We start from the raw sequence: 23752 nt of genomic DNA, 5'->3' as shown, positions 1-23752 counted from the left end.
CTGGACTTTAAGGAATAGAAAAAGTCAGCATTACACTAATGCTGACTTTTGATTAATCTTCTTCTGGTTGGAAAAAGGCTTTGTATAGAGCACGTACGGCTTGTTTTTCGTGTTCGGTTTGCGTTACAAACATGACTGAAACTTCGCTAGAACCTTGTGAAATCATTTCGAGGTTGATGTGTTTTTCAGACAGTGCTTTAGTTGCTGTTGCAGTCACCCCGATATGGTTTTTCATATCTTCACCAACAATCATGATAATTGAAAGGCCATGTTCGATATCCACTTCATCGACCCCTAATTCGCGTGTGAGGTAGGTGGTGATTTCTTGCTCTTTAATAGGCGTTAGTTCACGTTCGCGGACAATGATTGACATATCGTCAATTCCTGTTGGCATATGTTCCCAGCGAATGTTCAATTCTTCTAGAATTTGCAGTACTTTGCGACCAAACCCGACCTCGCGGTTCATGAGGTATTTAGACATGTTGATACTTGCAAAGTTATCATCGGCTGCGATACCAATAACAGGAGCATTGTTACTTATATTTTTAAGGGTAATGCGTGTACCAGGATGATTTGGGTTGTTAGTATTTTTAATGACTAATGGAATTTTACCACGGTAAGCAGGAATGAGTGCTTCGTCATGGAGAACGGAAAATCCTGCGTAGGCAAGCTCACGCATTTCTCTGTAAGTGAGTTCTTTGATGGTGTGTGGTTTGTGGACAACTCCTGGGTGTGCGGCAAAAATACCATCGACATCCGTGAAGTTTTCATAAAGGTCTGCTTTTACCCCAGCGGCAACAATTGAGCCTGAAATATCTGAACCGCCACGAGAGAATGTGCAGACATTGCCATCAACAGTCACTCCGAAAAATCCAGGAATGACAATAACTTCATCCAGTTCTTGTAAGGCTTCAAGTTTATCATAACTTGACGGTAAAATACGCGCATTGCTAGGTTCGCTTGATACGATAATACCTGCTTCTTTAGGGTGCATGTAGCGAGATGAAAGCCCATTTTTTCTAAAGTATTCTGCAACAAGTTTGGCATTGTTATCCTCGCCGGCTGCTAAAAAGGTATCGTATAAAAAAGCGTTGTCTTCGATCGGTAACGTAGCCAACTGTTTGATTGCTGTGCTAATCTTAGTCATGATAGCAGGTGATAAGCCGAGTTCATCGGCAATGGCTTGGTAACGATCGATAATCCATTTTTGTGACGCAGTGACATCATTTCCAGCAACGTAATTTTTATAGTATTTAATCAGTGCGTCGGTTACTTTTGTGTCTTCTGAGTGGCGCTTACCTGGTGCTGAAACGATGACAAAACGTCGTTCAGGATCAGATGTAACAATATCCAATACTTTTTTGAGTTGTTCAGCGGAGGCAAGTGAACTCCCTCCAAATTTGATGACTTTCATAATGACTCCCAAATGTAAATTTGTATGTTATTATAACAAAATTCTGACAACTTGTCAGTACTTTTTACAATAAAGGGCTAGTGTAGTATAATAAGAGAATGGAAACTATTAAAGCGATTATTTTTGATATGGATGGTGTTTTATTTGACACTGAAACCTTTTATTACAACAGACGAAAAACTTTTCTAAAGGAAAAAGGGATTAGCATCGACCATTTGCCTCCTCGTTTTTTTATTGGGGGTAATATCAAGCACATTTGGCAGGCTATTTTAGGTGATGATTATGAGAATTGGGATGTGGCGCAGTTACAAGCTGAATATGCTCAGTATAAGGCACAGCACCCACTTCCTTATAAGGATTTGATTTTCCCTGATACGGTTCGTGTGGTTCAAGCTTTAAAAGAGATGGGTTATGCTTTAGGCTTGGCCTCTAGCACTTCAAAACCTGATATTTTAAGGGCTTTAGACGAAGCAGGTATTCGCGATTACTTTTCTGTTGTCTTATCAGGGGAGGAATTTTCACGAGGAAAACCGTATCCTGACATCTATGAGGCAGCTATTAAGAAATTAGATGTTTCTTGTGATGAGGCAATTGTAGTGGAAGATAGTGAGAAAGGCATTCAGGCGGCGACGTCAGCCCATTTACCTGTTTGGGCGATTGAGGACCGTATGTTTGGCATGGACCAAAGCAAAGCCAGTCGTTTGTTGACGGATTTAGGGCAATTATTGCAGGATGTGACGCAGTTAACATAGTGATAAAAGAGGTTTCACCTCTTTTTTTAGTCTATTTAATTTGAATACTAAATTATTAAAATATCAAATTATTTTTCATAAATTTCCTTTTTTCTCTTGATAAAATAATCATAGTTATGATAGAATAGCAATCACTAAAATAATTAAATTATCAAAGTATTTTTTGATAGAGGTTTTTGTATGTCATATAGTCATATTATTTATGAAGCAGGGGAAGTGGCGATTTTAACGTTGAATCGTCCTGATATTTCAAATGGGTTTAATATTCCTGTTTGCCAAGAAATCTTGGATGTTTTGGAAAAGGCAAAGCAGGATTCGACTGTCAAGCTTTTGGTTATCAAGGCTGTTGGGAAGGTCTTTTCTGTCGGCGGTGATTTGGTGGAAATGAAGCACGCAGTGGATGCGGACAACATTGCTTCACTGGTTGATATTGCCCATTTGGTCAATCAGATTTCCTTTGCCATAAAACAATTGCCCAAACTGGTTATTATGAGTATTGACGGTGCGGTAGCTGGTGCGGCTGCTAATATGGCAGTGGCAGCCGATTTTGTGGTAGCCAGCAATAAAGTCAAATTTATTCAAGCTTTCGTCGGTGTGGGGTTGGCTCCTGATGCAGGAGGACTTTTGTTGATGAGCCGTGCTATCGGTGCCAATCGTGCCAATCAATTAGCTTTGACAGGTGAAGCTTTAAATGCGGAAAAAGCCTATGAATATGGGATTGTTTACCGCTTGTGTGAATCAGACCAATTAGAGAAAACCACCCAACAACTTTGCAAACGTCTGCTCCGTGGTTCAATCAATTCTTATCGTGCTATCAAGGAAATGTCTTGGAAGGCTTCGTTTGAGAATTGGCAAGATTACACGGCTTTAGAATTGCGACTACAAGAAGATTTGGCCTTTAAGGAAGATTTCAAAGAAGGCGTGCTGGCTTTTTCTGAGAAACGACGTCCAAAATTTTCAGGAAAATAAGACGTAACGTTCAAGACTGTTTAAAGGCTTGCAAATTAATTAGCACTTTGATATAATTTGAGCGTCAAAGTTTTTTCTTGGAGGTGGTCCTTTGGATTATAATAGAATCAATGATTATCTTGTTGATATTTTTAATCGTGTTCAAGTTATCGAAGAAACGAGTTTGAGAACGAGCCAATTCAGTGACGTTTCTTTGAAAGAGATGCACACCATTGAAATTATTGGCAAAAATACCAATGTGACACCAAGTGATATTGCTAGGGAATTGATGTTAACCCTAGGCACTGTGACGACTAGTTTAAACAAGCTCGAGGCGAAAGGCTACATTGAGAGAAAACGTTCAAAGCTGGACCGTCGCGTTGTTCACTTGACTTTGACAAAAAAAGGGAAACTGTTAGATAGGCTCCACCGCAAGTTTCATAAAAATATGGTAATTCATATCGCTGAAGATATGAATGAACAGGAATTTGAAGCTTTGGCACAAGGGCTTAAAAATCTTCATAAGTTTCTTGAGGAGTTAATGTAATCATGGCATTTTCAAAAATAACTCAGGTGGCAGCTTATGCTCCTGAACAGATTATTAGCAATGATGATTTATCGCAGATTATGGATACCAGTGATGAATGGATTTCATCACGAACAGGTATTAGGGAGCGTCACATCACTCGTGAGGAAACGACCAGCGATTTGGGAACGCAAGTGGCTCAACAATTGCTAAAGCAATCTGGCTTGTCAGCGCAAGCTATTGATTTTATCATCGTAGCGACCATTACACCAGATAGCTTGATGCCTTCAACGGCAGCGCGTATTCAAGCCAATATCGGAGCAAGCAATGCATTTGGAATGGATATGACGGCGGCTTGCAGTGGTTTTGTCTTTGCTTTAGCAACGGCGGATAAATTTATCCAATCTGGTCTGTATCAAAGAGGTCTCGTCATTGGTGCGGAAACCTTATCAAAAACCTTGGATTGGTCTGACCGTAGTAGTTCGGTTCTCTTTGGTGATGGTGCTGGCGGTGTTTTGCTTGAAGCAAGCGATACAAAGCACTTTTTGGCAGAGTCCCTTCATACAGACGGTAGCCGCGGCGGCAGTTTGACCTCTGGATTGATTGGCTTATCCTCTCCATTTTCTGACACAACTTCAGATGAAAAATACCTCCAGATGGACGGTCGTGCGATTTTTGATTTTGCGATTCGCGATGTGCCAAAGAGCATTAAACAATTGGTCTCAGACGCTGGCTTATCCATCGAGGATTTAGACTACTTGTTCCTACATCAAGCCAATATCAGAATCTTGAACAAAATGGCTAAAAAATTAGGGGTTAGCATGGAGAAATTGCCAGCCAATATGATGGCTTATGGTAATACCAGTGCAGCAAGTATTCCTATTTTATTATCAGAGTCAGTGGATAAAGGTATCATTGCATTAGATGGCTCACAAACGGTTTTATTCTCTGCTTTTGGCGGAGGTTTGACATGGGGAAATCTAATTGTTAAAATTTAGTTAACTACTTGTACGTTCGTACAGGAAATATATTGTATTTATTTTTAAGGAGAAAATCATCATGGCAGTATTTGAAAAAGTACAAGAAATTATCGTTGAAGAACTTGGTAAAGAACCAGAAGAAGTTAAAATGGACACAACTTTTGAAGACCTTGATGCAGACTCACTTGATGTTTTCCAAGTGATTTCAGAAATTGAAGATGCATTTGATATCCAAATCGAATCTGAAGATGGTCTTAACACAGTTGGTGACTTGGTTGCTTACGTAGAAGAAAAAACAAAATAATAGCGTTTAAGTCAAAATCAATGTTATATTGACGAAAGGGGGCGTAGGATATGGCTAGTTAGCTAGTTCATATCCTGCTCCTTCTCTTCTTATGGTTATAGTTTGATTATCAAATTATTGTCTGACTGTGGATTTAGAAGGTTAAAGATGAAAACACGTATTACAGAGTTATTAAATATCAAATACCCTATTTTTCAGGGGGGAATGGCTTGGGTTGCTGACGGTGATTTGGCAGGAGCCGTTTCAAATGCTGGTGGTTTAGGGATTATTGGTGGTGGTAATGCCCCAAAAGAAGTCGTTAAAGCCAATATTGACAAGGTTAGAGCGATAACAGATAAACCTTTTGGTGTGAATATTATGCTCTTGTCACCTTTTGTTGATGATATTGTGGATTTGGTCATTGAAGAAGGGGTCAAAGTCGTAACGACAGGCGCTGGAAATCCTGGAAAATACATGGAACGTTTTCATGAGGCAGGAATTACGGTTATTCCCGTGGTTCCAAGTGTTGCTTTGGCAAGACGCATGGAAAAATTGGGCGCGGATGCTGTGATTGCAGAAGGTATGGAAGCTGGCGGTCACATTGGTAAATTGACAACAATGACCTTGGTTCGTCAAGTGGTTGACGCGGTTGATATTCCAGTTATTGGAGCTGGTGGTATTGGTGATGGTCGTGGTGCAGCTGCTGTCTTTATGCTTGGAGCAGAAGCTATTCAAGTGGGAACGCGTTTTGTAGTGGCCAAAGAGTCAAATGCGCACCAGCAATTTAAAGATAAGATTTTAAAAGCTAAAGATATTGACACTGTGGTATCTGCCACTGTTGTGGGACACCCTGTGCGTGCCATCAAAAATAAATTAACCACTTCGTATGCCCATGCGGAAAAAGATTTCTTGGTTGGACGTAAAACTGCAGAAGATATCGAAGCTTTGGGGGCAGGTGCTTTACGCAATGCCGTTGTGGATGGTGATGTGACCATGGGTTCTGTTATGGCTGGGCAAATCGCAGGGCTTATTGCCAAAGAAGAAACGTGTGAAGATATTTTGAAAGACCTTTACTATGGCGCCAAAGAGGTTATTTTGGCGGAAGCTAAACGCTGGTCTGATAGTGAGGTAGAAAACTAAAGGACGTTAGAGATACGTCTGCCGTATAGGAGGGTTTAATGACGACAACTACCTTTTTATTTGCAGGTCAGGGGGCACAAAAATTAGGAATGGCAAGCGATTTGTATGCGGTTTATCCTATTGTGAGAGAAACGTTTCAACAAGCGAGTGCTGTTCTTGGGTATGACCTTCGTCAGCTGATTGATACAGATGATGAAAAGTTGAACCAAACCCGCTACACACAGCCTGCTATTTTGACAACTTCCATTGCTATTTTTCGTTTGCTTCAAGAAAAAGGCTTCGAGCCTGATATGGTAGCGGGGCTTTCACTTGGTGAATATTCAGCCTTGGTAGCTTCAGGTGCCTTGGATTTTGAAGATGCGGTGGCCTTGGTTGCCAAACGCGGTGAATTTATGGAAACGGCAGCTCCGCAAGGAACTGGCAAGATGGTGGCTGTGATGAACGCTGATGCTGACTTGATTGAGGAGATGTGCCAAAAGGCTTTAGTCAAGGGTATTGTAACCCCAGCTAATTACAACACACCTAGCCAAATTGTAATTGGTGGAGAAACAGCAGCCGTGAATGCTGCGGTTGAATTGCTCAAAGAAGCAGGTGTGAAACGTTTGATTCCTTTGAAAGTGTCAGGTCCTTTCCATACGGGCTTATTGGAACCAGCGAGCCAACAATTAGCCAAAGTGCTTGAAACGGTGACTTTTGCTGATTTTCACATTCCGCTGGTGGGCAATACCGAGGCTAAGGTGATGCGACATGACGACATCAAGCCCTTGTTGGCAAGGCAAGTCAAGGAACCTGTGCGTTTTTACGATTCCATAGAAACCATGCGTGAACTTGGCATGACTGAGGTTATCGAGATTGGTCCTGGAAAAGTCCTCAGTGGCTTTTTGCGAAAAATTGACAAGACCATTCCAACGAGAGCTGTTGAAAGTGTAGCTGATTTAGACGAATTATTGCAGAATTAGGAGATATCATGACAATCCAAAATAAAAATGTTTTTATCACGGGTTCTACGAGGGGCATTGGTTTGGCGATTGCCCATCAATTTGCTAGCCTTGGGGCAAATGTTGTCCTCAACGGTCGCTCACAAGTGGCGCCAGAGATTTTAGAAAGCTTTCAAGCTTATCCTGGTCAGGCCATTGCTATTATAGGCGATATTTCACAGGCTGAAGAAGCTAAACGCATGGTGGATGAAGCTATTGAGCGTTTGGGCTCTGTTGATATTTTGGTCAATAATGCTGGCATCACCAATGACAAATTGGTCTTGAAAATGACGGAAGAAGATTTTGAATCGGTTTTGAAGGTTAACTTAACAGGTGCCTTTAACATGACACAATCCGTCTTAAAACCGATGACACGAGCACGTCAAGGCGTTATCATTAATATATCAAGTGTCGTTGGCTTAACGGGTAATGTTGGGCAAGCCAATTATGCGGCCTCAAAAGCTGGTTTGATTGGTTTCACCAAATCAGTGGCGCGTGAAGTGGCTGCGCGTGGTATCCGTGTGAATGCTATTGCGCCAGGTTTCATCGCTTCTGACATGACGGACGTCATTCCAGAAAAAATGCAAAAGGCTATTGTTGCCAATATTCCGATGAAACGGATTGGAAAAGCGGAAGAAGTTGCTACCGTTGCAACCTTTTTAGCAGAACAAGATTATTTGACAGGTCAAGTGATTGCTATCGATGGTGGCATGACCATGCAATCTTAAGGCAGCCAGCTTAGTAAGACAGTAAGGATTCCTCTTTTAAAGGAGATAAACATGACATTAAATAGAGTTGTAGTGACAGGTTATGGGGTGACATCACCAATCGGAAATACCCCTGAAGCATTTTGGGATAGCCTTTATCAAGGCAAGATTGGTATTGGACCGATTACTAAATTTGATACATCAGACATTCCCGTTCACAATGCAGGTGAAATCCACGATTTTCCCTTTGATCAATACTTTGTTCGTAAAGATAAAAACCGCATGGACCAATATTCTCTTTATGCTATTTATGCCGCTTTAGAGGCACTTGAACATGCTAATTTGGATATGGAAACGGTTGACCGTGACCGCACGGGGGTGATTGTGTCATCTGGTATCGGTGGTTTGCAAGAAATGCAAGAGCAAGTTATCCGTATGCATGACAAAGGCATTCGACGCATTCAACCAATGTTCATTCCTAAAGCTCTTTCTAATATGGCGGCAGGTAATATTGCCTTGCGTATTGGTGCGCGTGGTGTCTGCAAATCTGTTACAACGGCTTGTGCCTCTTCAAATGATGCGATTGGTGAAGCTTTCCGTGAAATCAAATTTGGTTACCATGATGTGATTTTAGCTGGTGGAGCAGAATCAACGATTAATGAAATTGGTATTGGTGGGTTTAATGCTTTGACAGCTTTGTCAACAACCGAAGACCCAGCTCGTTCTGCTATTCCATTTGACAAAGACCGCAATGGGTTTGTGATGGGTGAAGGTGCTGGTGTGCTTGTCCTTGAAAGCCTTGAACACGCTCAAAAACGTGGGGCAACTATTTTGGCAGAAGTTGTGGGTTATGGTAGCAACTGCGATGCTTATCACCAAACCACGCCAACTCCAGACGGTTCAGGTGCTGCGAAAGCCATTCAGTTAGCTATTGATGAGGCGGGTATTGTTCCTGAACAAGTGGATTATGTCAATGCCCATGGTACGTCAACACAAGCCAATGAAAAAGGCGAAAGCAAGGCCATTGTTACTGTTCTTGGAAAAGAAGTGCCTGTATCATCAACTAAATCATTTACAGGTCACCTTCTTGGTGCAGCGGGTGCCGTTGAAGCGATTGCGACCATCGAAGCCATGCGTCATAGCTATATTCCAATGACGGCTGGTACGCGTGAATTGTCAGAAGATATCGAGGCAAATGTTGTTTATGGTCAAGGACAAGAAGCAGATATAGCCTATGCTATTTCGAATACCTTTGGATTTGGTGGGCACAATGCGGTGCTAGCATTTAAACGTTGGGAGGCGTAGTTGTGAATATTTCAGAAGTGAAGGATTTGATGGCGCAATTTGACCAATCAAGTCTGCGTGAATTCTCATTTAAAACGGGAGAGGCTGAGTTGAGCTTTAGTAAAAATGAATACACAGCTCCTCAACCAGTGGCAGTTCCGCCAGTTAATGCGGTGCCAGTTGCTCCAGTTGTTTCTTCTCCATCTTCATCAGATGCAGAAGCAGTGAGCGAAACAGAAGAAACGCCTCTTGTCGAAGGAGATGAAGTGACTAGTCCTCTTGTTGGGGTGGCGTATTTAGCGCCAGCTCCTGATAAACCAGCCTTTGTTTCTGTTGGGGACACGGTTAAAAAGGGGCAAACCTTGCTGATTATTGAAGCCATGAAAGTCATGAATGAAATCCCTGCTCCAAAAGATGGGATTGTCACTGAAATCATGGTTACTAATGAAGAAGTTGTTGAATTTGGACAAGGATTGGTGCGTATTAAATGATTAATATCAAACAAATTCGTGAGGCTTTGCCACATCGTTACCCAATGCTTTTGGTTGACCGCGTGCTAGAAGCCAGCGATGATAAGATTGTAGCTATTAAAAATGTGACCATCAATGAACCTTTTTTCAATGGTCATTTTCCAGACTATCCTGTTATGCCAGGGGTTCTCATTATGGAGGCTTTGGCACAGACCGCAGGTGTGTTAGAATTATCAAAGGAAGAAAATAAAGGTAAATTGGTCTTTTATGCGGGTATGGACAAGGTTCGTTTTAAAAAGCAAGTTGTTCCAGGGGACCAATTGGTGATGACAGCGACATTTGTCAAACGCCGTGGCACAATTGCCGTGGTAGAAGCCAAGGCAGAAGTAGATGGGAAATTAGCGGCTTCTGGTACCTTGACCTTTGCGATTGGTCAGTAAAAGGCCTATCGTTTAGCGTTAATTCAGCTAGAAAAAGCATTTGGACAAGGATTGCAAGAAAGCAATTCCTGATAGGAGGATAAAAGCAGACGCATGTTTAAAAAAATACTAATTGCCAATCGAGGTGAGATTGCGGTGCGAATTATTCGTGCGGCGCGTGAATTGGGCATCCATACGGTCGCTGTCTATTCAGAGGTGGATAAAGAATCGTTGCATACGATTTTAGCTGATGAAGCCATTTGCATCGGTCCAGCTCGTTCAACGGATTCTTATCTGAATATGAATGCTGTCTTGTCAGCTGCTATTGTCACAGGTGCAGAAGCCATTCACCCAGGTTTTGGTTTTTTAAGTGAAAATTCCAAATTTGCAACCATGTGCGAAGAAATGCATATTAGCTTTATCGGGCCAAGTGCCAAAGTGATGGATAAGATGGGGGATAAAATCAACGCGCGTTCCGAAATGATTGCGGCAGACGTTCCTGTGATTCCTGGTTCTGATGGTGAAGTGCATACTACCCAAGAAGCCCTTGAAGTGGCTAATTATCTGGGTTATCCAGTGATGTTAAAAGCTTCTGCTGGTGGCGGTGGAAAAGGGATTCGCAAGGTAAATTCTGCCGAGGACCTCATTCCAGCCTTTGAATCAGCGTCCCAAGAAGCCTTGGCAGCCTTTGGTAATGGTGCCATGTACATCGAAAAAGTCATCTATCCCGCTAGACATATCGAGGTTCAGATTTTAGGGGATTCTTACGGTCATGTGATTCACTTGGGTGAGCGGGACTGCTCTTTGCAACGCAATAACCAAAAAGTTTTGGAAGAAAGCCCATCTGTTGCCATCGGGAAAACCTTGCGTCATCAGATTGGTCAAGCGGCCGTGCGTGCTGCCAAAGCTGTTCATTACGAAAATGCTGGTACGATAGAGTTCTTGCTTGATGAAAAGACATCAGCTTTTTACTTTATGGAAATGAATACCCGTGTTCAGGTGGAACATCCTGTGACAGAATTTGTAACCGGAGTTGATATTATCAAGGAACAAATTCGCATCGCAGCAGGTCAACCTTTATCCTTAACCCAAGACGATGTGACGATTTCAGGTCATGCCATTGAATGCCGTATCAATGCTGAAAATCCTAAGTTTAATTTTGCTCCAAGTCCTGGAAAAATCACAGACTTGTATTTGCCAAGTGGTGGTGTGGGCTTGCGTGTGGATTCTGCTATGTATAACGGCTACACCATTCCGCCTTATTATGACAGCATGATTGCTAAAATCATCGTCCACGGTGATAATCGTTTTGATGCCTTGATGAAAATGCAGCGTGCTCTCTATGAATTAGAAATCGTGGGTGTTACTACGAATGCAGATTTTCAGATGGACTTGATTTCAGATGAGCACGTTATTGCTGGGGATTACGATACCTCATTTTTGATGGAAACCTTTTTACCCAACTACAATAAAGACAATGATTAGGAGAGCTTATGCCACTGTTTAATAAAAAAGATAAATACATTCGCATTACTCCCAATAATTCGTTGAAAACAGGCGTCAAGAGAGAAATGCCTGAAGTACCTGATGAATTGTTTGCTAAGTGTCCCGCTTGTAAGCACATGATTTACCAAAAAGATTTGGGAACTGCCAAAATCTGCCCAAGTTGTTCGTATAATTTCCGCATTTCAGCCAAGGAACGTTTGGCGATTACCGTTGACGAAGGCAGTTTTGAAGAATTGTTCACAGGTTTAGAAACCACAGACCCCCTTCATTTTCCAGGTTATCAGGAAAAATTAGCCGCAGCACGTGAAAAAACAGGGCTTGACGAAGCAGTTTTGACAGGACTTGCGACTATTAAGGGGCAAAAAGTTGCTCTTGGTATCATGGATTCGAATTTTATCATGGCGTCTATGGGAACGGTGGTTGGTGAAAAAATCACGCGTTTATTTGAATTAGCGACAGCCCAAGAACTGCCTGTTGTGCTCTTTACGGCTTCAGGCGGTGCGCGAATGCAAGAAGGTATCATGAGCTTGATGCAAATGGCTAAAATTTCTGCAGCCGTCAAACGCCATTCAAATGCAGGGTTATTTTATTTGACCATTTTGACAGACCCAACAACGGGTGGGGTGACCGCTAGTTTTGCCATGGAAGGCGATATTATTATCGCAGAACCGCAAGCTCTTGTGGGCTTTGCTGGCCGTCGTGTGATTGAAAATACCGTTCGTGAGCAACTACCAGATAATTTCCAAAAAGCCGAATTTCTTTTAGAGCATGGATTTGTGGATACCATTATCAATAGGACAGAATTGCCAGAGATGATTGCGACGCTTGTTGCACTACATGGAGGTGAAAGATGAGATCAGACGTTTCGAGAATTTTAAAAGAAGCACGGGACCAAGGGCGTTTGACGACTTTTGACTATGCTCAATTGATTTTTGATGATTTTATCGAACTACATGGTGATCGCCATTTTGCAGATGATGGTGCGGTTGTTGGTGGCATTGCTCGTTTGGACGGTCGTCCTGTGACGGTTATCGGTATTCAAAAGGGCAAACAGTTGCAAGAAAATCTCAAACGTAATTTTGGGCAACCCAATCCTGAAGGTTACCGTAAGGCGCTACGCTTGATGAAACAAGCAGAAAAATTTGGCCGTCCCGTGGTGACTTTTATCAATACCGCAGGTGCTTACCCTGGTGTTGGGGCGGAAGAACGTGGTCAAGGTGAGGCTATTGCTCGCAATCTCTTGGAAATGAGTGATTTGAAAGTGCCTATTATTGCCATTATCATTGGTGAAGGTGGATCAGGTGGTGCCTTGGCTTTGGCTGTCGCAGACCAAGTTTGGATGCTAGAACACAGCATGTACGCGATTTTAAGTCCAGAAGGCTTTGCCTCTATCTTGTGGAAAGACGGCTCTCGTGCCTCAGAAGCCGCTCAATTGATGAAAATAACAGCAGGAGAATTGCTCAATATGGGTGTTGTTGATAAGGTTATCCCTGAGCACGGTTATTTCTCAAGTGAAATCGTCGATATGATTAAGCAGAACCTGATAACAGAATTAGAGCGTTTGAGTCAGTTACCGCTTGATACCTTGCTAGAAAACCGTTACCAACGTTTTAGAAAATATTAAAAAGCCATTCAAAGGAAGTAGCATAGAAGTATTTTAAATCCTAAAATGCTTTTATACTATTTCTTTTTTTGAGCAGACAAAAAGCCTTACTCGTTTTGCGAGCAAGGCTTTTTACAGTGGTGCGGCTTATTTTGGAGCGATAACGTCAACGCCACCCATATATGGACGAAGGACTTCAGGAATAGTCACTGAACCGTCTTCGTTTTGGTAGTTTTCAAGAATAGCAGCAACAGTACGTCCAACTGCAAGACCTGAACCGTTAAGCGTGTGGAGTAATTTCACTTTACCATCTGCTTCGTCACGGTAACGGATTTGGGCACGACGAGCTTGGAAATCTTCGGTATTTGAACAGCTTGAAATTTCACGGTAAGTGTTTTGAGCTGGAATCCAAACTTCCAAGTCGTAAGTTTTAGCAGCTGAGAAGCCCATGTCGCCAGTGCATAGGGTAATCACACGGTATGGAAGTCCAAGTTTTTGAAGGATATTTTCAGCATTGGCAACCATTTTTTCCAATTCATCGTATGATGTTTCTGGTTTAGAGAATTTCACCATTTCAACTTTGTGGAATTGGTGCAAGCGAATCAAACCACGCGTGTCACGACCAGCAGAGCCTGCTTCTGAACGGAATGAAGGGCTCATGGCAGTGAAGTAGACAGGCAATTCTTTGTCATCAAGGATTTCACCGCGGTAATAGTTTGTCAAAGGAACTTCAGCTGTTGGAATCAAAACATAGTCTGAATCAGCTAATTCAAAAGTATCTTCTTTAAATTTAGGATATTGTCCAGTACCAAACATAGAATCGTGGTTGACCATGTATGGTGGAATGACTTCTGTATAACCTTCTTTAGCGTGTTCGTCCAACATGAAGTTGTAAAGGGCACGTTCTAAGCGAGCACCAAGTCCTTTGTAGAAAAGGAAGCGAGAACCAGTTACTTTGGCACCACGTTCCCAATCAAGAATACCAAGGTCTTCACCAAGATCCCAGTGAGCTTTGATGTCAAAATGAAAATCGCGTGGTGTTCCCCAACGACGCACTTCCACATTGTCATTTTCGTCAGCACCTACAGGTACGCCCTCAGCAGGAATGTTTGGCAATGTAGTAGTGAATTCAGCTAATTTTTCGTCAATGTCAGCTAGTTCAGCGTCAGTTGCTTTGATTTCAGCTGATAAAGCTTGCATCGCTGCGATTTGTTCAGATGCATCTTCTTTGTTGCGTTTCGCTTGAGCGATAGCAGCAGAAGCTGTGTTACGTTCAGCTTTTGCTGATTCTGATTTGACAAGCAATTCACGGCGTTTGTCATCGAGTTCTTTTAACTCAGCCAATTTTTCAGCAGCAACGCCACGAGTCGCTAATTTTTGAGCCACTTCGTCAAAATCATTACGAATGCGTTTAATGTCTAACATAAGATATCCTCCAAAATGATTTTGCCCACCGTCTTGATGAACAAAAAAGCACAGATGAGTAGCTGCTGGAGCGCCTGAGCGCGGTTCCATCCAGCTTCACATCTGTGCACTTAATTTCCTTATTTGAATGCGTTAACGGTAGAATTTCGACCTTGTCCCTCTATCTGCTCGCAGCTCCCGCAGACTTTCTGAAAGAGTTTCAAATCTACTTATCCGTACGCTACTATTATACAAAAATTATTGTTTTTTGACAAATCGTCTGGCAATGGTTTGGACAAGTGTTAGCATACGAACCACTTTGTCATTGCCAATATGTTGACGAGCTACTTTTAGAATTTTGCCAGAATCTTTTGAGGCAAAGAGAAATTTTCCTTTGTCGGTAAAGATTTCAAAATGTCGGCTGACTTTATTTCGGGTGACGTTGGCACCAATTTTTTCAATACTTGTCCATGGGATTTGAATGTAATCTTCGACATTAGCATCATTGTAAAATTCGATTCCCTTGTCACCTAATAGAAATTTGCCGACTTTCCCACCAAGACCTAAATAAGAAACGCCAGTTGTGGTGAATTCGACGGTAGAATTGATTGATTGTGCCATATAAACTCCTTAACACTACTTATGCTTTCATTATAGCATAAAAAAAGAAGGATGTTACTCCCTCTTTTTCGGTTATTACATGATTCCGAAGAATCGAGCTGCAATACCAACGATGAACAATGCGATGATGATTGTGATTGGAGAGATTTTCTTCTTAAGCAACCACATGCAAAGGAATGTAAGAAGAAGTCCCATCAAACCAGGAATCAATGAATCCAATTGTCCTTGTAAAGTGTTTGTTTGTTCAGAAGTTAAGCTAAGTCCGCTAGCAACTTCACCGAGAATTTTTTGAAGCTGTGGACCAGTAACGTCACCTTTAGGGAAGTTGATGTATGCACCTTCTGAAAGTGTTGTTGAAGGAAGGTTGATTGTAAATGCTACAGATACCCAACGTTCAACAAGCACCGCGAGGATGAACATACCAAGGATTGAAGCCCCTTTAGTGATTTTTTGGATGATACCACCAGACAAGTCTTTAGTGATGTTAGAACCTGCACGGTATCCGATTTCTTGTGTGTACCATAGGAAAGCCATACGGATGATGTTCCAACCAAGGAAGAAGATGATTGGTCCCATGATGTTACCAGCAAGAGCAAGTGAAGCACCAAGAGCTCCCAAGATAGGACGTATAGTGTACCAGAAGACTGGGTCACCAACACCGGCAAGCGGTCCCATCATACCGATTTTAACCCCTTGGATAGCAGTATCGTCGATTTCTGCACCATTAGCACGTTCTTCTTCAAGCGCCATTGTAACCCCCATGATTGGAGCAGCTACGTATGGGTGTGTGTTGAAGAATTCCAAGTGACGCCCAAGAGCAGCGGCACGATCTTCTTTAGTTGTGTAAAGTTTTTTGATCGCAGGCATCAAGGCATAAGCCCAACCTAAGTTTTGCATACGTTCGTAGTTCCAAGAACCTTGAAGGAACGTTAAACGCCACCAAACTTTTCGGCGATCAGATTGTGATAATTGCAATTTTTCAGCCATTATAGTACCCCTCTCTAGTAGTCTTCCAAGATATCGCCAATTGGGTCACCAGAACCAGTAGAAGTTCCGCCGCCACCGTTTCCACCTTTTTCAGAAAGGTTAAGGTAGATGAAGGCAACTGCAACACCAATAGCACCAAGGGCGATAAGAGTAAGATCAGAAATGGCAGCAAGAGCAAAACCGATGGCAAAGAAAGGCCAAACTTCGCTTGTAGCCATCATGTTGATAACCATAGCGTAACCTACGGCAACAACCATACCACCACCAACGGCCATACCACCTGACAACCATTCTGGCATAGCGTTAAGCACTGATTGTACAGCTGAAGTAGGAATAGCTAGAAGAAGTGCGGCTGGGATAGCGATACGAATACCTTGAAGGAACAAGGCAACTAAGTGAGTACGTTCAACCGCAGCGATATTTCCTTCTTTTGCAGCAGCGTCAGCACCGTGAATCAAGGCAACAGAAGCTGTACGAACAAGCATTGTAAGGAAAAGTCCGGCAACGGCAAGAGGGATAGCAGTTGCTGTTGCAACCCCGATACCATTGTGAGTGAAGTCGCCACCTTTAACCATGATGATTGCGGCAGCAACAGAAGCAAGGGCAGCGTCAGGCGCAACTGCGGCACCAATGTTCGCCCAACCAAGAGCAATCATTTGAAGTGAACCACCAAGGATAATACCAGCTTCAAGGTGTCCTGTTACAAGACCAATCAATGTACAGGCAACTAGCGGTTGGTGGAATTGGAATTCGTCGAGGATACCTTCCAAACCAGCGAAGAAAGCAATCACAACGACTAAAATCATAGAAATAATTGACATTATTCTAGTTCCTTTCGTCTATAATAGTTTTCAATGTGCGATGGTAAAACTGTCAGTGACAATTTTACTTAGTTATAAGAGTACTGAGGATTATGAAGCTTGGATATCAGCCTGATAATGCTTAGTAGCTTCCAAAATTATTGTACATTTGCTTTTTTGATGAGTTCAAACAAATCTTTTTTAGAATCGTTAGGAACTTTACGAACGTCAAATGTTACACCAAGATCACGTAATTTTTCAAATGTCGCAACATCGTCTTTATCCATAGATAAAACGTTATTAACCATTGTTTTACCAGTTGAGTGAGCCATTGAACCAACGTTTAGTTCTTTAATTGGCACGCCACCTTCGATAGCTTCAAGTGCTTCTTGAGGTGTTTCAAATAGGATAAGAGCGTGTGTATTACCAAAACGTGGATCTTTTGCAGCTTCAATCAATTTCTTGATAGGGACAACGTTTGCTTTAACACCGTTTGGTGCAGCCTGTTTGATAAGGTTTTTACGTAATTCGTCTTTAGCTACTGTATCGGATGCAACGATGATACGATCGGCTTTAGAAGCAGGTGTCCAGTTTGTCGCAACTTGTCCGTGAAGAAGACGTGTGTCAATACGAGCAAGATTGATTTTAAGTTTACCATCTCCAATGACAGTCCCTTCTGGGATTGCACCTTGGTGTACTTCTTGTGCAGCAGGTGCAGCGGCAGTTTCTTCAGCAGGGTTAAGTTCTTCAGGTAGTGCTTTGACACCATCTTTAGCTTCTTTAATGATATTTGCAACAACTTTATCCACACCTGCGTCAGCATCCATCATACGCTCTGTGTAGGCTTGGATAAGCATTGGCAAATTAAGACCTGTAATGATAGCCATCTTACGATCAGGATTTTCACCCATCACGCGACTAGCTTGGTTAAATGGAGAACCGCTCCAAAGGTCAGCTAGCACTAGGATTTCATCATCAGCATCAAATTGTGCGATAGCATCGTTGAAGTGTGCGTATAAGTCATCTGGTCCTTCACTTGGCATAAAAGTGACCACTTGAACTTTTTCTTGGTCGCCAAAGATCATAGAACCTGATTGATGAATACCTTCAGCAAATTTACCATGGCTGGCAATAATTATACCGATACCCATTCTTGTTCTTCCTCCTTTTAAATATTTTTCGTTGAAATGAAGAAGAATAATCTCCTTCCAAGCGTACTTGGCCATTCTTTTTCATTTCAAGGAAATTTAAGAACAACTTTATTGTAAAACGTTTCCAATAAAAATGCAATAGCTTTTTGAGAAAAAATAGCAGAAATCCTGAAAATATTTCAGAAATATGTAAACTAAAACCCCTTACTTTTTCAGTAAAATAAAGGGTTTTGGGAGTGTCAGCGTTATCAAATTGTAAAGAAAGTTGAAATATTTTGAAAATAATGAAAAAAGAAAAACTCCAATAAAGAAGTTTTTCACAAGAAGATTTTTTCTAATTCTTTAGCCACACCGTCGTTTTCGTTAGAAAATTCTGTCTGTTTATCTGCAAATGGCAAAAGAACGTCATTTGCATTTTTCATAGCATAACCGACACCAGCAAAGGCTAGCATCTCTGTGTCATTGTGTTCATCTCCAAAAGCAATGAGTTGTTCAGGAGAAAAATTAAAGACATTTAATAGGTAGTTTAAAGCGTAAGCTTTGTTGACGCCTTTAGGTGAAAATTCAAGAATGTTGAGCGGACCGCCCCAAGAATCGACTTCAATATCGTTATTGAAGTGTTGGCGAATTTCTTTGGCGAGAGCGTATTTGTCCTCGTGACGTGTTTGCATAAGAAGGGCATTAGGATTTTCCGTGATTTTAGTAATATCCATGGTCATCTTGTCCGTGATTTCCTCAACCCCAAACAATTTTGGATTGACCACTTGCTGATTTTCCGCACTAATGTAGAATTTCTTGCGGTATTCGCTGGCGATAAAATCCGCTTCAATGCTCTTTTGCATATCCAAAACATCCAAAAGGTAGCGTTTGTCAATAGTGACGCTGTGTTCAAAATCCCATTTCTTTTCAGGTAAATGCGTCAAGGCACCATTGAAAGAAATCATGGGTGTGGTTAAACCAAGACGACGGTAGTGCTTAACTGCCATGCGGTAAGGTCGCCCCGTTGCAATCACAACCTTGTGCCCTTTTTCTTGAATTTTTTGGATAGTATCCACTGTGTAGTCCGAAATCGTATCATTGTGGCGCAGCAAAGTGCCATCTAAATCTAATGCAATCATTTTAGTTTTCATGCTTTTTATTATAACAGAAAAGGAGGTTGGACGAAACGAAAAGCTCTTTTTGAAAATGGTGAATTTTTAGAAATGTAAGCTTTTTTAACAACATTTTAAGAAAAATTTATTATAATTTTACTATCGACAACAACTAAAACCAGAAAGAAGGGGGACGCTATGATTAAAAAAATCGGTTTTATTCATCTCTTTTTTGGGATGATTGCCTTTGGTATCTACCACTACAATTTGCAGGGACCAGATTTGGTTTGGAATATGTTTTTGGCCTTGGTGGCATTGGACTTTTCACTGGTGACGTACTATGTTCGCTTTAGAGTAGTAAAGTACGCCAGCTTATTGCTCTGGCTCTTTTTCTATCCCAATACCTTTTATATGCTAACAGATATTGTGCACATGCATTTTGCTAGTACGGTTTTGTGGGACAAGACGAGCTTAATTTTATACATGCTTTATGTGTCTAGCATTTTGTTTGGTGTTCTTTGTGGGATTGAGAGTTTTAAAAACATCATGGAAACCTTCAAGGTTAGAAATGATTACCTGCGTTTGATATTCATCGGTTTGCTTTCGTGTATTTCAAGTTTTGCCATTCACATTGGACGTTATGCAAGGCTGAATTCTTGGGATATTTTCACACGTCCTAAAACCGTTGTTGCTGAGATTCTCAATGTCGTTGGTTGGGATGCGGTGCATTTTGTCATAGGGTTTACCTTTATTCAAATTCTTTGTTTGGTCTTTTTGGATCGAAAACCTGAGAAATAATCGTTGAAAAGTGAACGATCTTTTGGTAGAATAAGGAAGTTGTTCGGAAAATAACAAAAAGCAACGCACAACTAACCTTACCAAAAGGAGAAAAACGTTCAATGGAAAAGTTTTTTAAACTTAAGGAACATGGCACTGACGTTCGTACAGAAGTTACGGCCGGTTTGACTACCTTCTTTGCCATGTCTTACATCTTATTTGTCAATCCCTCAATTCTTTCGCAAGCTGGTATGCCTGCTCAAGGTGTCTTTCTAGCGACTATTATTGGTGGGGTTGTAGGGACCTTGATGATGGCTTTTTATGCCAACCTTCCTTACGCACAAGCACCAGGAATGGGCTTGAATGCCTTCTTTACTTACACAGTTGTCTTTGCCCTTGGTTACACGTGGCAAGAAGCCTTGGCAATGGTCTTTATTTGTGGGATTATTTCCCTAATCATCACAGTAACTAAAGTTCGTAAGATGATTATCGAAGCCATTCCAGCTGTATTGAAATCAGCGATTTCGGCTGGTATTGGTATTTTCTTGGCTTACGTCGGAATTAAAAATGCTGGTTTCTTGAAATTTTCTATTGACGCTGGTACTTATACAGTATCAGGAACTGGTGCTGACAAAGGCTTGGCTTCTATTACAGCAGATGCCTCAGCAACACCAGGTTTGGTTGCTTTTAACTCACCGGCCGTCATTCTTGCTTTGATTGGCTTGGCGATTACTATTTTCTTTATCGTGCAAGGCATTCGTGGTGGCGTTATCTTATCTATCGCTGCAACAACGATTGTTGGTATTTTAATGGGTGTTGTTGATTTAGGTGCTGTTAATTGGTCTGCAACTAATTTATCAGCGTCTATCAACGACTTGAAACAAATTTTCGGTGCGGCACTTGGTAGCCAAGGTCTAGGAGCGCTTTTCTCAGACCCATCACGTCTGCCTGGTGTGTTGATGGCTATCTTGGCTTTCTCATTAACAGATATTTTTGATACGATTGGAACGCTTGTCGGAACAGGTGAAAAAGTAGGTATCATCTCAGCAACTGGTGACAGCAAAGATTCTGCTGCCCTTGACCGTGCCCTTTATTCTGACTTGGTTGCGACAACCTTTGGTGCGGTTGCCGGAACATCTAACGTAACAACTTATGTGGAATCAGCGGCAGGTATCGAAGCTGGTGGTCGTACAGGTTTGACTGCCCTTGTCGTAGCGGTACTCTTTGCTATTTCAAGTTTCTTTAGTCCTTTGGTATCTATCGTTCCTACACAAGCGACAGCCCCTATCTTAATCATCGTTGGTGTGATGATGTTGTCAAACCTTAAAAACATCAAATGGGCTGACTTGGACGAAGCCATTCCTGCATTCTTTACATCTATCTTTATGGGATTCACTTACAGCATTACTTACGGTATCGCAGCTGGTTTCATCACTTACACTTTGGTTAAAGTCTTTAAAGGACAAGTTAAAGAGATTCCAGTGGTTATGTGGGTCTTGGATGCCTTGTTTGTCTTAAACTTCATTTTCTTGGCTGTCCTATAAAAAAGATTTTACAACGCTTACTTGCAAGAGTTGAAAGACTTCAGTCTTTTAGCTCTTTTTATTTTGGGGAGAAAATTCGGGTTAGGGTTGGAAGAAAAAATGTTTTTTGATATAATAGGCACATGTTTTATAGTCAAAATGAAGATGAGCTAATTGCCTATGGGAAAAAGCTTGGTCTAATGCTGCAAGCAGGGGATGTTTTGGTCCTGACTGGAGATCTCGGTGCTGGTAAGACGACCATAACCAAGGGAATAGCAAAAGGCTTGGGTATTACGCAAATGATCAAAAGCCCGACCTATACAATTGTTCGAGAGTACGATGGGCGTCTGCCCCTTTATCATTTAGATGTTTATCGTATTGGAAATGACCCAGATTCGATTGATTTGGACGATTTTTTATATGGCGATGGGGTGACCGTTATTGAATGGGGCAATTTGCTGGACACTCAATTGCTAGATGATTATTTAGACATTCAATTAACCCCTTCTGGTGATGGACGCAAGCTTGATTTTGTAGCTCATGGTCCTAGAAGTCAGGAGTTATTGGAGGCTTTAGAAGGTGAGTGAGCAATACCTTGTGATTGAAGAGGCGCAGGTGGAGGATGCCTCATCTTTATTAGCCTTGTTGCAAAAAGTGGTTGAGGAAACGGATTTTATTATTCAAGACAAAGTCTTGACTTTGGATGAGATGATTCGTTTTTTGGACCAGCAAAGTGAGTCCATCAACGCCATTTGTTTGGTGGCTCGACTTGGAGAAGAATTCGTAGGCGTTTTGAATATTGTCCCTTCAGACCATTCACAAGATGACTCTATCGGTGATATCTTTATCGCTGTTAAGCAAGCCTATTGGGGTTACGGCTTAGGTTCATTATTGATGGAGATGGCTCTTGACTGGGCAAAACACACGCCAATGATTCACCGTTTGGAGTTGACGGTGCAAGTGAGAAATAGCAGAGCTATTCACCTTTATGAAAAGTTTGGTTTTAGGATAGACGCTACGACGTCACGTGGCGTACAAACGAAAGATGGAGAATTTCTTGACGTCTACTTGATGAGTAGGTTGATAGACTGAAAGTAAACGAATGAAACTTAGAAAAAAAATACTGTTAATGATAACGGCTATCATTGCCACTACCCTTGTTGCTTTAGGAGTTTATGTTACCTCAGCCTTCAATTTTTCAACTAATGAGTTGGCAAAGACTTTCAAAGATTACAACACTTCAGATAGTGAAGCCATCAAGCAAACGAAACCGATTTCAATCCTCTTGATGGGGGTAGATACAGGAGATTCTAAGCGAAAATCAACTTGGCAAGGGAATAGTGACTCGATGATTTTGGTGACGATTAACCCTGAAACCAAGACAACGACCATGACCAGTTTGGAACGCGACGTTTTGGTGACTTTATCAGGACCAAAAGACAATGATATGACTGGTGTTCAGGCAAAATTGAATGCCGCTTACGCATCAGGTGGAGCTAAAATGGCTATCATGACGGTTCAGGATTTGTTGGACATTGAGATTGATAATTACATTCAAATCAATATGCAAGGTTTGGTGGACTTGGTAGATGCCGTTGGTGGTATTACGGTAACCAATAACTTTGATTTCCCGATTTCTATTGCTGAAAAAGAACCTGAATACACAGCGACCGTTGAACCTGGAACGCATAAGATTAACGGAGAACAAGCCTTGGTTTACGCTCGTATGCGTTATGATGACCCTGAAGGGGACTACGGACGTCAAAAACGCCAACGTGAAGTTATTCAAAAAGTGATGAAGAAAATTTTGGCTTTGGACAGTGTCAGCTCATACAAGAAAATCTTGTCAGCGGTCAGTGGCAATATGCAAACCAATATTGAGATTTCATCAAGTACCATCCCTAGCTTGCTTGGTTACACAGACGCTTTGAGCAATGTGGAAACTTATCAGCTTCAAGGGGAAGGCGAAATGATTAACGGTACTTCTTATGAAATTGTCAGCGCGGACCACTTGCTAGAAATTCAAAACAACATCAAAAAACAATTGGGTCAAAAAGAAAGCGACACTCTGAAAACAACGGCGGTGCTTTCAGAAGACCTTTACGGAACCTATGATAGCAGTTATAGCAGCGGCTACGATACGACTTATAGCGATGGTTACAATAGTAACTATTACTATGACGATTATAGCAGTAGCACTTATAGCGACTATTATGGTAGTACGGATACCTACTCACAATCTTATAATAGTTATTCTTACTAATATGGGACAAAAAAAGAGAGCACGAAGCTCTCTTTTTCTACCATTTGTCAAGCATATCAACGATTTCTAGAAGAAATCATTATCGGAAGCTACTTAATTCAACCAGTAGAGAAGTTATTTCTTTGA

The 23752-nt window shown here is 41.6% G+C and carries 26 protein-coding genes; 19 read left to right on the top strand and 7 right to left on the bottom strand.

Annotated elements, in window-relative coordinates:
• Positions 1-52: 52 nt before the first annotated feature.
• Complete coding sequence (locus B3R79_RS03075) at positions 53-1414, bottom strand: aspartate kinase (RefSeq protein WP_293693686.1); 1362 nt, start codon at positions 1412-1414, stop codon at positions 53-55.
• A gap of 98 nt (positions 1415-1512) precedes the next feature.
• On the opposite strand from B3R79_RS03075, the gene B3R79_RS03070 reads away from it, so the two are divergent.
• From B3R79_RS03070 to B3R79_RS03005, 14 genes are all read left to right on the top strand, one after another.
• Positions 1513-2166 carry an HAD family hydrolase gene (locus tag B3R79_RS03070; protein ID WP_293693684.1) on the top strand — a complete coding sequence of 218 codons (654 nt, stop codon included), beginning with the start codon at positions 1513-1515 and terminating at the stop codon, positions 2164-2166.
• Positions 2167-2346: 180 nt separating this feature from the next.
• On the top strand, positions 2347-3135 hold the full coding sequence (locus B3R79_RS03065) for an enoyl-CoA hydratase (protein ID WP_168261451.1): 789 nt from the start codon (positions 2347-2349) through the stop codon (positions 3133-3135).
• 91 nt (positions 3136-3226) lie between these two features.
• Entirely contained in the window at positions 3227-3661 is a 435-nt protein-coding gene (locus B3R79_RS03060; RefSeq protein WP_168261450.1) for a MarR family winged helix-turn-helix transcriptional regulator, read from the top strand.
• A gap of 2 nt (positions 3662-3663) precedes the next feature.
• Positions 3664-4638: a beta-ketoacyl-ACP synthase III gene (locus B3R79_RS03055; RefSeq protein WP_293693680.1), complete on the top strand. Its 975-nt coding sequence runs from the start codon at positions 3664-3666 to the stop codon at positions 4636-4638.
• Between the two features lie 61 nt (positions 4639-4699).
• A complete protein-coding gene (locus tag B3R79_RS03050; RefSeq protein ID WP_154455332.1) occupies positions 4700-4924 on the top strand; it encodes an acyl carrier protein in 225 nt (74 codons plus the stop codon).
• Between the two features lie 108 nt (positions 4925-5032).
• Complete coding sequence (gene fabK, locus B3R79_RS03045) at positions 5033-6043, top strand: enoyl-[acyl-carrier-protein] reductase FabK (RefSeq protein WP_293693688.1); 1011 nt, start codon at positions 5033-5035, stop codon at positions 6041-6043.
• A gap of 38 nt (positions 6044-6081) precedes the next feature.
• A complete protein-coding gene (fabD, locus tag B3R79_RS03040; protein ID WP_293693678.1) occupies positions 6082-7002 on the top strand; it encodes an ACP S-malonyltransferase in 921 nt (306 codons plus the stop codon).
• 8 nt (positions 7003-7010) lie between these two features.
• Positions 7011-7748, top strand: coding sequence for a 3-oxoacyl-[acyl-carrier-protein] reductase (fabG, locus tag B3R79_RS03035; protein ID WP_293693676.1), 738 nt, complete (start codon positions 7011-7013; stop codon positions 7746-7748).
• 51 nt (positions 7749-7799) lie between these two features.
• A complete protein-coding gene (fabF, locus tag B3R79_RS03030; RefSeq protein WP_168261446.1) occupies positions 7800-9032 on the top strand; it encodes a beta-ketoacyl-ACP synthase II in 1233 nt (410 codons plus the stop codon).
• Positions 9033-9034: 2 nt separating this feature from the next.
• Positions 9035-9502 carry an acetyl-CoA carboxylase biotin carboxyl carrier protein gene (gene accB, locus B3R79_RS03025; RefSeq protein ID WP_293693673.1) on the top strand — a complete coding sequence of 156 codons (468 nt, stop codon included), beginning with the start codon at positions 9035-9037 and terminating at the stop codon, positions 9500-9502.
• Complete coding sequence (gene fabZ / locus B3R79_RS03020; protein WP_293693671.1) at positions 9499-9921, top strand: 3-hydroxyacyl-ACP dehydratase FabZ; 423 nt, start codon at positions 9499-9501, stop codon at positions 9919-9921. Before accB ends, fabZ begins: the two co-directional genes overlap by 4 nt.
• A gap of 93 nt (positions 9922-10014) precedes the next feature.
• Positions 10015-11385, top strand: coding sequence for an acetyl-CoA carboxylase biotin carboxylase subunit (locus B3R79_RS03015; RefSeq protein WP_293693669.1), 1371 nt, complete (start codon positions 10015-10017; stop codon positions 11383-11385).
• 8 nt (positions 11386-11393) lie between these two features.
• The gene (gene accD / locus B3R79_RS03010; RefSeq protein ID WP_168261442.1) at positions 11394-12260 is read left to right on the top strand and encodes an acetyl-CoA carboxylase, carboxyltransferase subunit beta; all 867 of its coding nucleotides are present in this window, start codon (positions 11394-11396) and stop codon (positions 12258-12260) included.
• A complete protein-coding gene (locus tag B3R79_RS03005; RefSeq protein WP_154455324.1) occupies positions 12257-13030 on the top strand; it encodes an acetyl-CoA carboxylase carboxyl transferase subunit alpha in 774 nt (257 codons plus the stop codon). Before accD ends, B3R79_RS03005 begins: the two co-directional genes overlap by 4 nt.
• Positions 13031-13156: 126 nt before the next feature.
• Here the strand turns inward: B3R79_RS03005 and serS are convergent, their stop codons facing one another.
• The 6 genes from serS to B3R79_RS02975 form a co-directional block, all read right to left on the bottom strand.
• Positions 13157-14434, bottom strand: coding sequence for a serine--tRNA ligase (gene serS / locus B3R79_RS03000; protein WP_293693666.1), 1278 nt, complete (start codon positions 14432-14434; stop codon positions 13157-13159).
• Between the two features lie 237 nt (positions 14435-14671).
• A complete protein-coding gene (locus tag B3R79_RS02995; protein WP_154455322.1) occupies positions 14672-15034 on the bottom strand; it encodes a DUF956 family protein in 363 nt (120 codons plus the stop codon).
• A gap of 75 nt (positions 15035-15109) precedes the next feature.
• Positions 15110-16021 carry a PTS system mannose/fructose/sorbose family transporter subunit IID gene (locus B3R79_RS02990; RefSeq protein ID WP_168261439.1) on the bottom strand — a complete coding sequence of 304 codons (912 nt, stop codon included), beginning with the start codon at positions 16019-16021 and terminating at the stop codon, positions 15110-15112.
• Positions 16022-16035: 14 nt separating this feature from the next.
• Positions 16036-16842, bottom strand: coding sequence for a PTS mannose/fructose/sorbose transporter subunit IIC (locus B3R79_RS02985; RefSeq protein WP_204984873.1), 807 nt, complete (start codon positions 16840-16842; stop codon positions 16036-16038).
• A gap of 137 nt (positions 16843-16979) precedes the next feature.
• Positions 16980-17972 carry a PTS sugar transporter subunit IIB gene (locus B3R79_RS02980; RefSeq protein WP_154455319.1) on the bottom strand — a complete coding sequence of 331 codons (993 nt, stop codon included), beginning with the start codon at positions 17970-17972 and terminating at the stop codon, positions 16980-16982.
• A gap of 317 nt (positions 17973-18289) precedes the next feature.
• The gene (locus B3R79_RS02975) at positions 18290-19102 is read right to left on the bottom strand and encodes a Cof-type HAD-IIB family hydrolase (RefSeq protein ID WP_168261437.1); all 813 of its coding nucleotides are present in this window, start codon (positions 19100-19102) and stop codon (positions 18290-18292) included.
• A gap of 159 nt (positions 19103-19261) precedes the next feature.
• Here B3R79_RS02975 and B3R79_RS02970 point away from each other — a divergent pair, with 159 nt between their 5' ends.
• From B3R79_RS02970 to brpA, 5 genes are all read left to right on the top strand, one after another.
• Positions 19262-19861, top strand: a complete 600-nt coding sequence (locus B3R79_RS02970) for a DUF1361 domain-containing protein (RefSeq protein ID WP_293693662.1) — start codon at positions 19262-19264, stop codon at positions 19859-19861.
• A 101-nt stretch (positions 19862-19962) separates the two neighbouring features.
• On the top strand, positions 19963-21384 hold the full coding sequence (locus tag B3R79_RS02965; RefSeq protein ID WP_293693661.1) for an NCS2 family permease: 1422 nt from the start codon (positions 19963-19965) through the stop codon (positions 21382-21384).
• Between the two features lie 122 nt (positions 21385-21506).
• The gene (gene tsaE / locus B3R79_RS02960) at positions 21507-21950 is read left to right on the top strand and encodes a tRNA (adenosine(37)-N6)-threonylcarbamoyltransferase complex ATPase subunit type 1 TsaE (protein WP_168261435.1); all 444 of its coding nucleotides are present in this window, start codon (positions 21507-21509) and stop codon (positions 21948-21950) included.
• Complete coding sequence (locus tag B3R79_RS02955; RefSeq protein WP_293693658.1) at positions 21943-22455, top strand: GNAT family N-acetyltransferase; 513 nt, start codon at positions 21943-21945, stop codon at positions 22453-22455. Before tsaE ends, B3R79_RS02955 begins: the two co-directional genes overlap by 8 nt.
• A 10-nt stretch (positions 22456-22465) precedes the next feature.
• On the top strand, positions 22466-23626 hold the full coding sequence (gene brpA, locus B3R79_RS02950) for a biofilm formation/cell division transcriptional regulator BrpA (protein WP_293693656.1): 1161 nt from the start codon (positions 22466-22468) through the stop codon (positions 23624-23626).
• Positions 23627-23752: the final 126 nt, after the last annotated feature.

The organism is Streptococcus sp. UBA3373 (assembly GCF_002360305.1).
Classification (GTDB): Bacteria; Bacillota; Bacilli; order Lactobacillales; family Streptococcaceae; genus Streptococcus; species Streptococcus alactolyticus.
The sequence above is the reverse complement of the archived record's forward strand: the minus strand, read 5'-3'. Positions and strand labels throughout refer to the sequence as shown.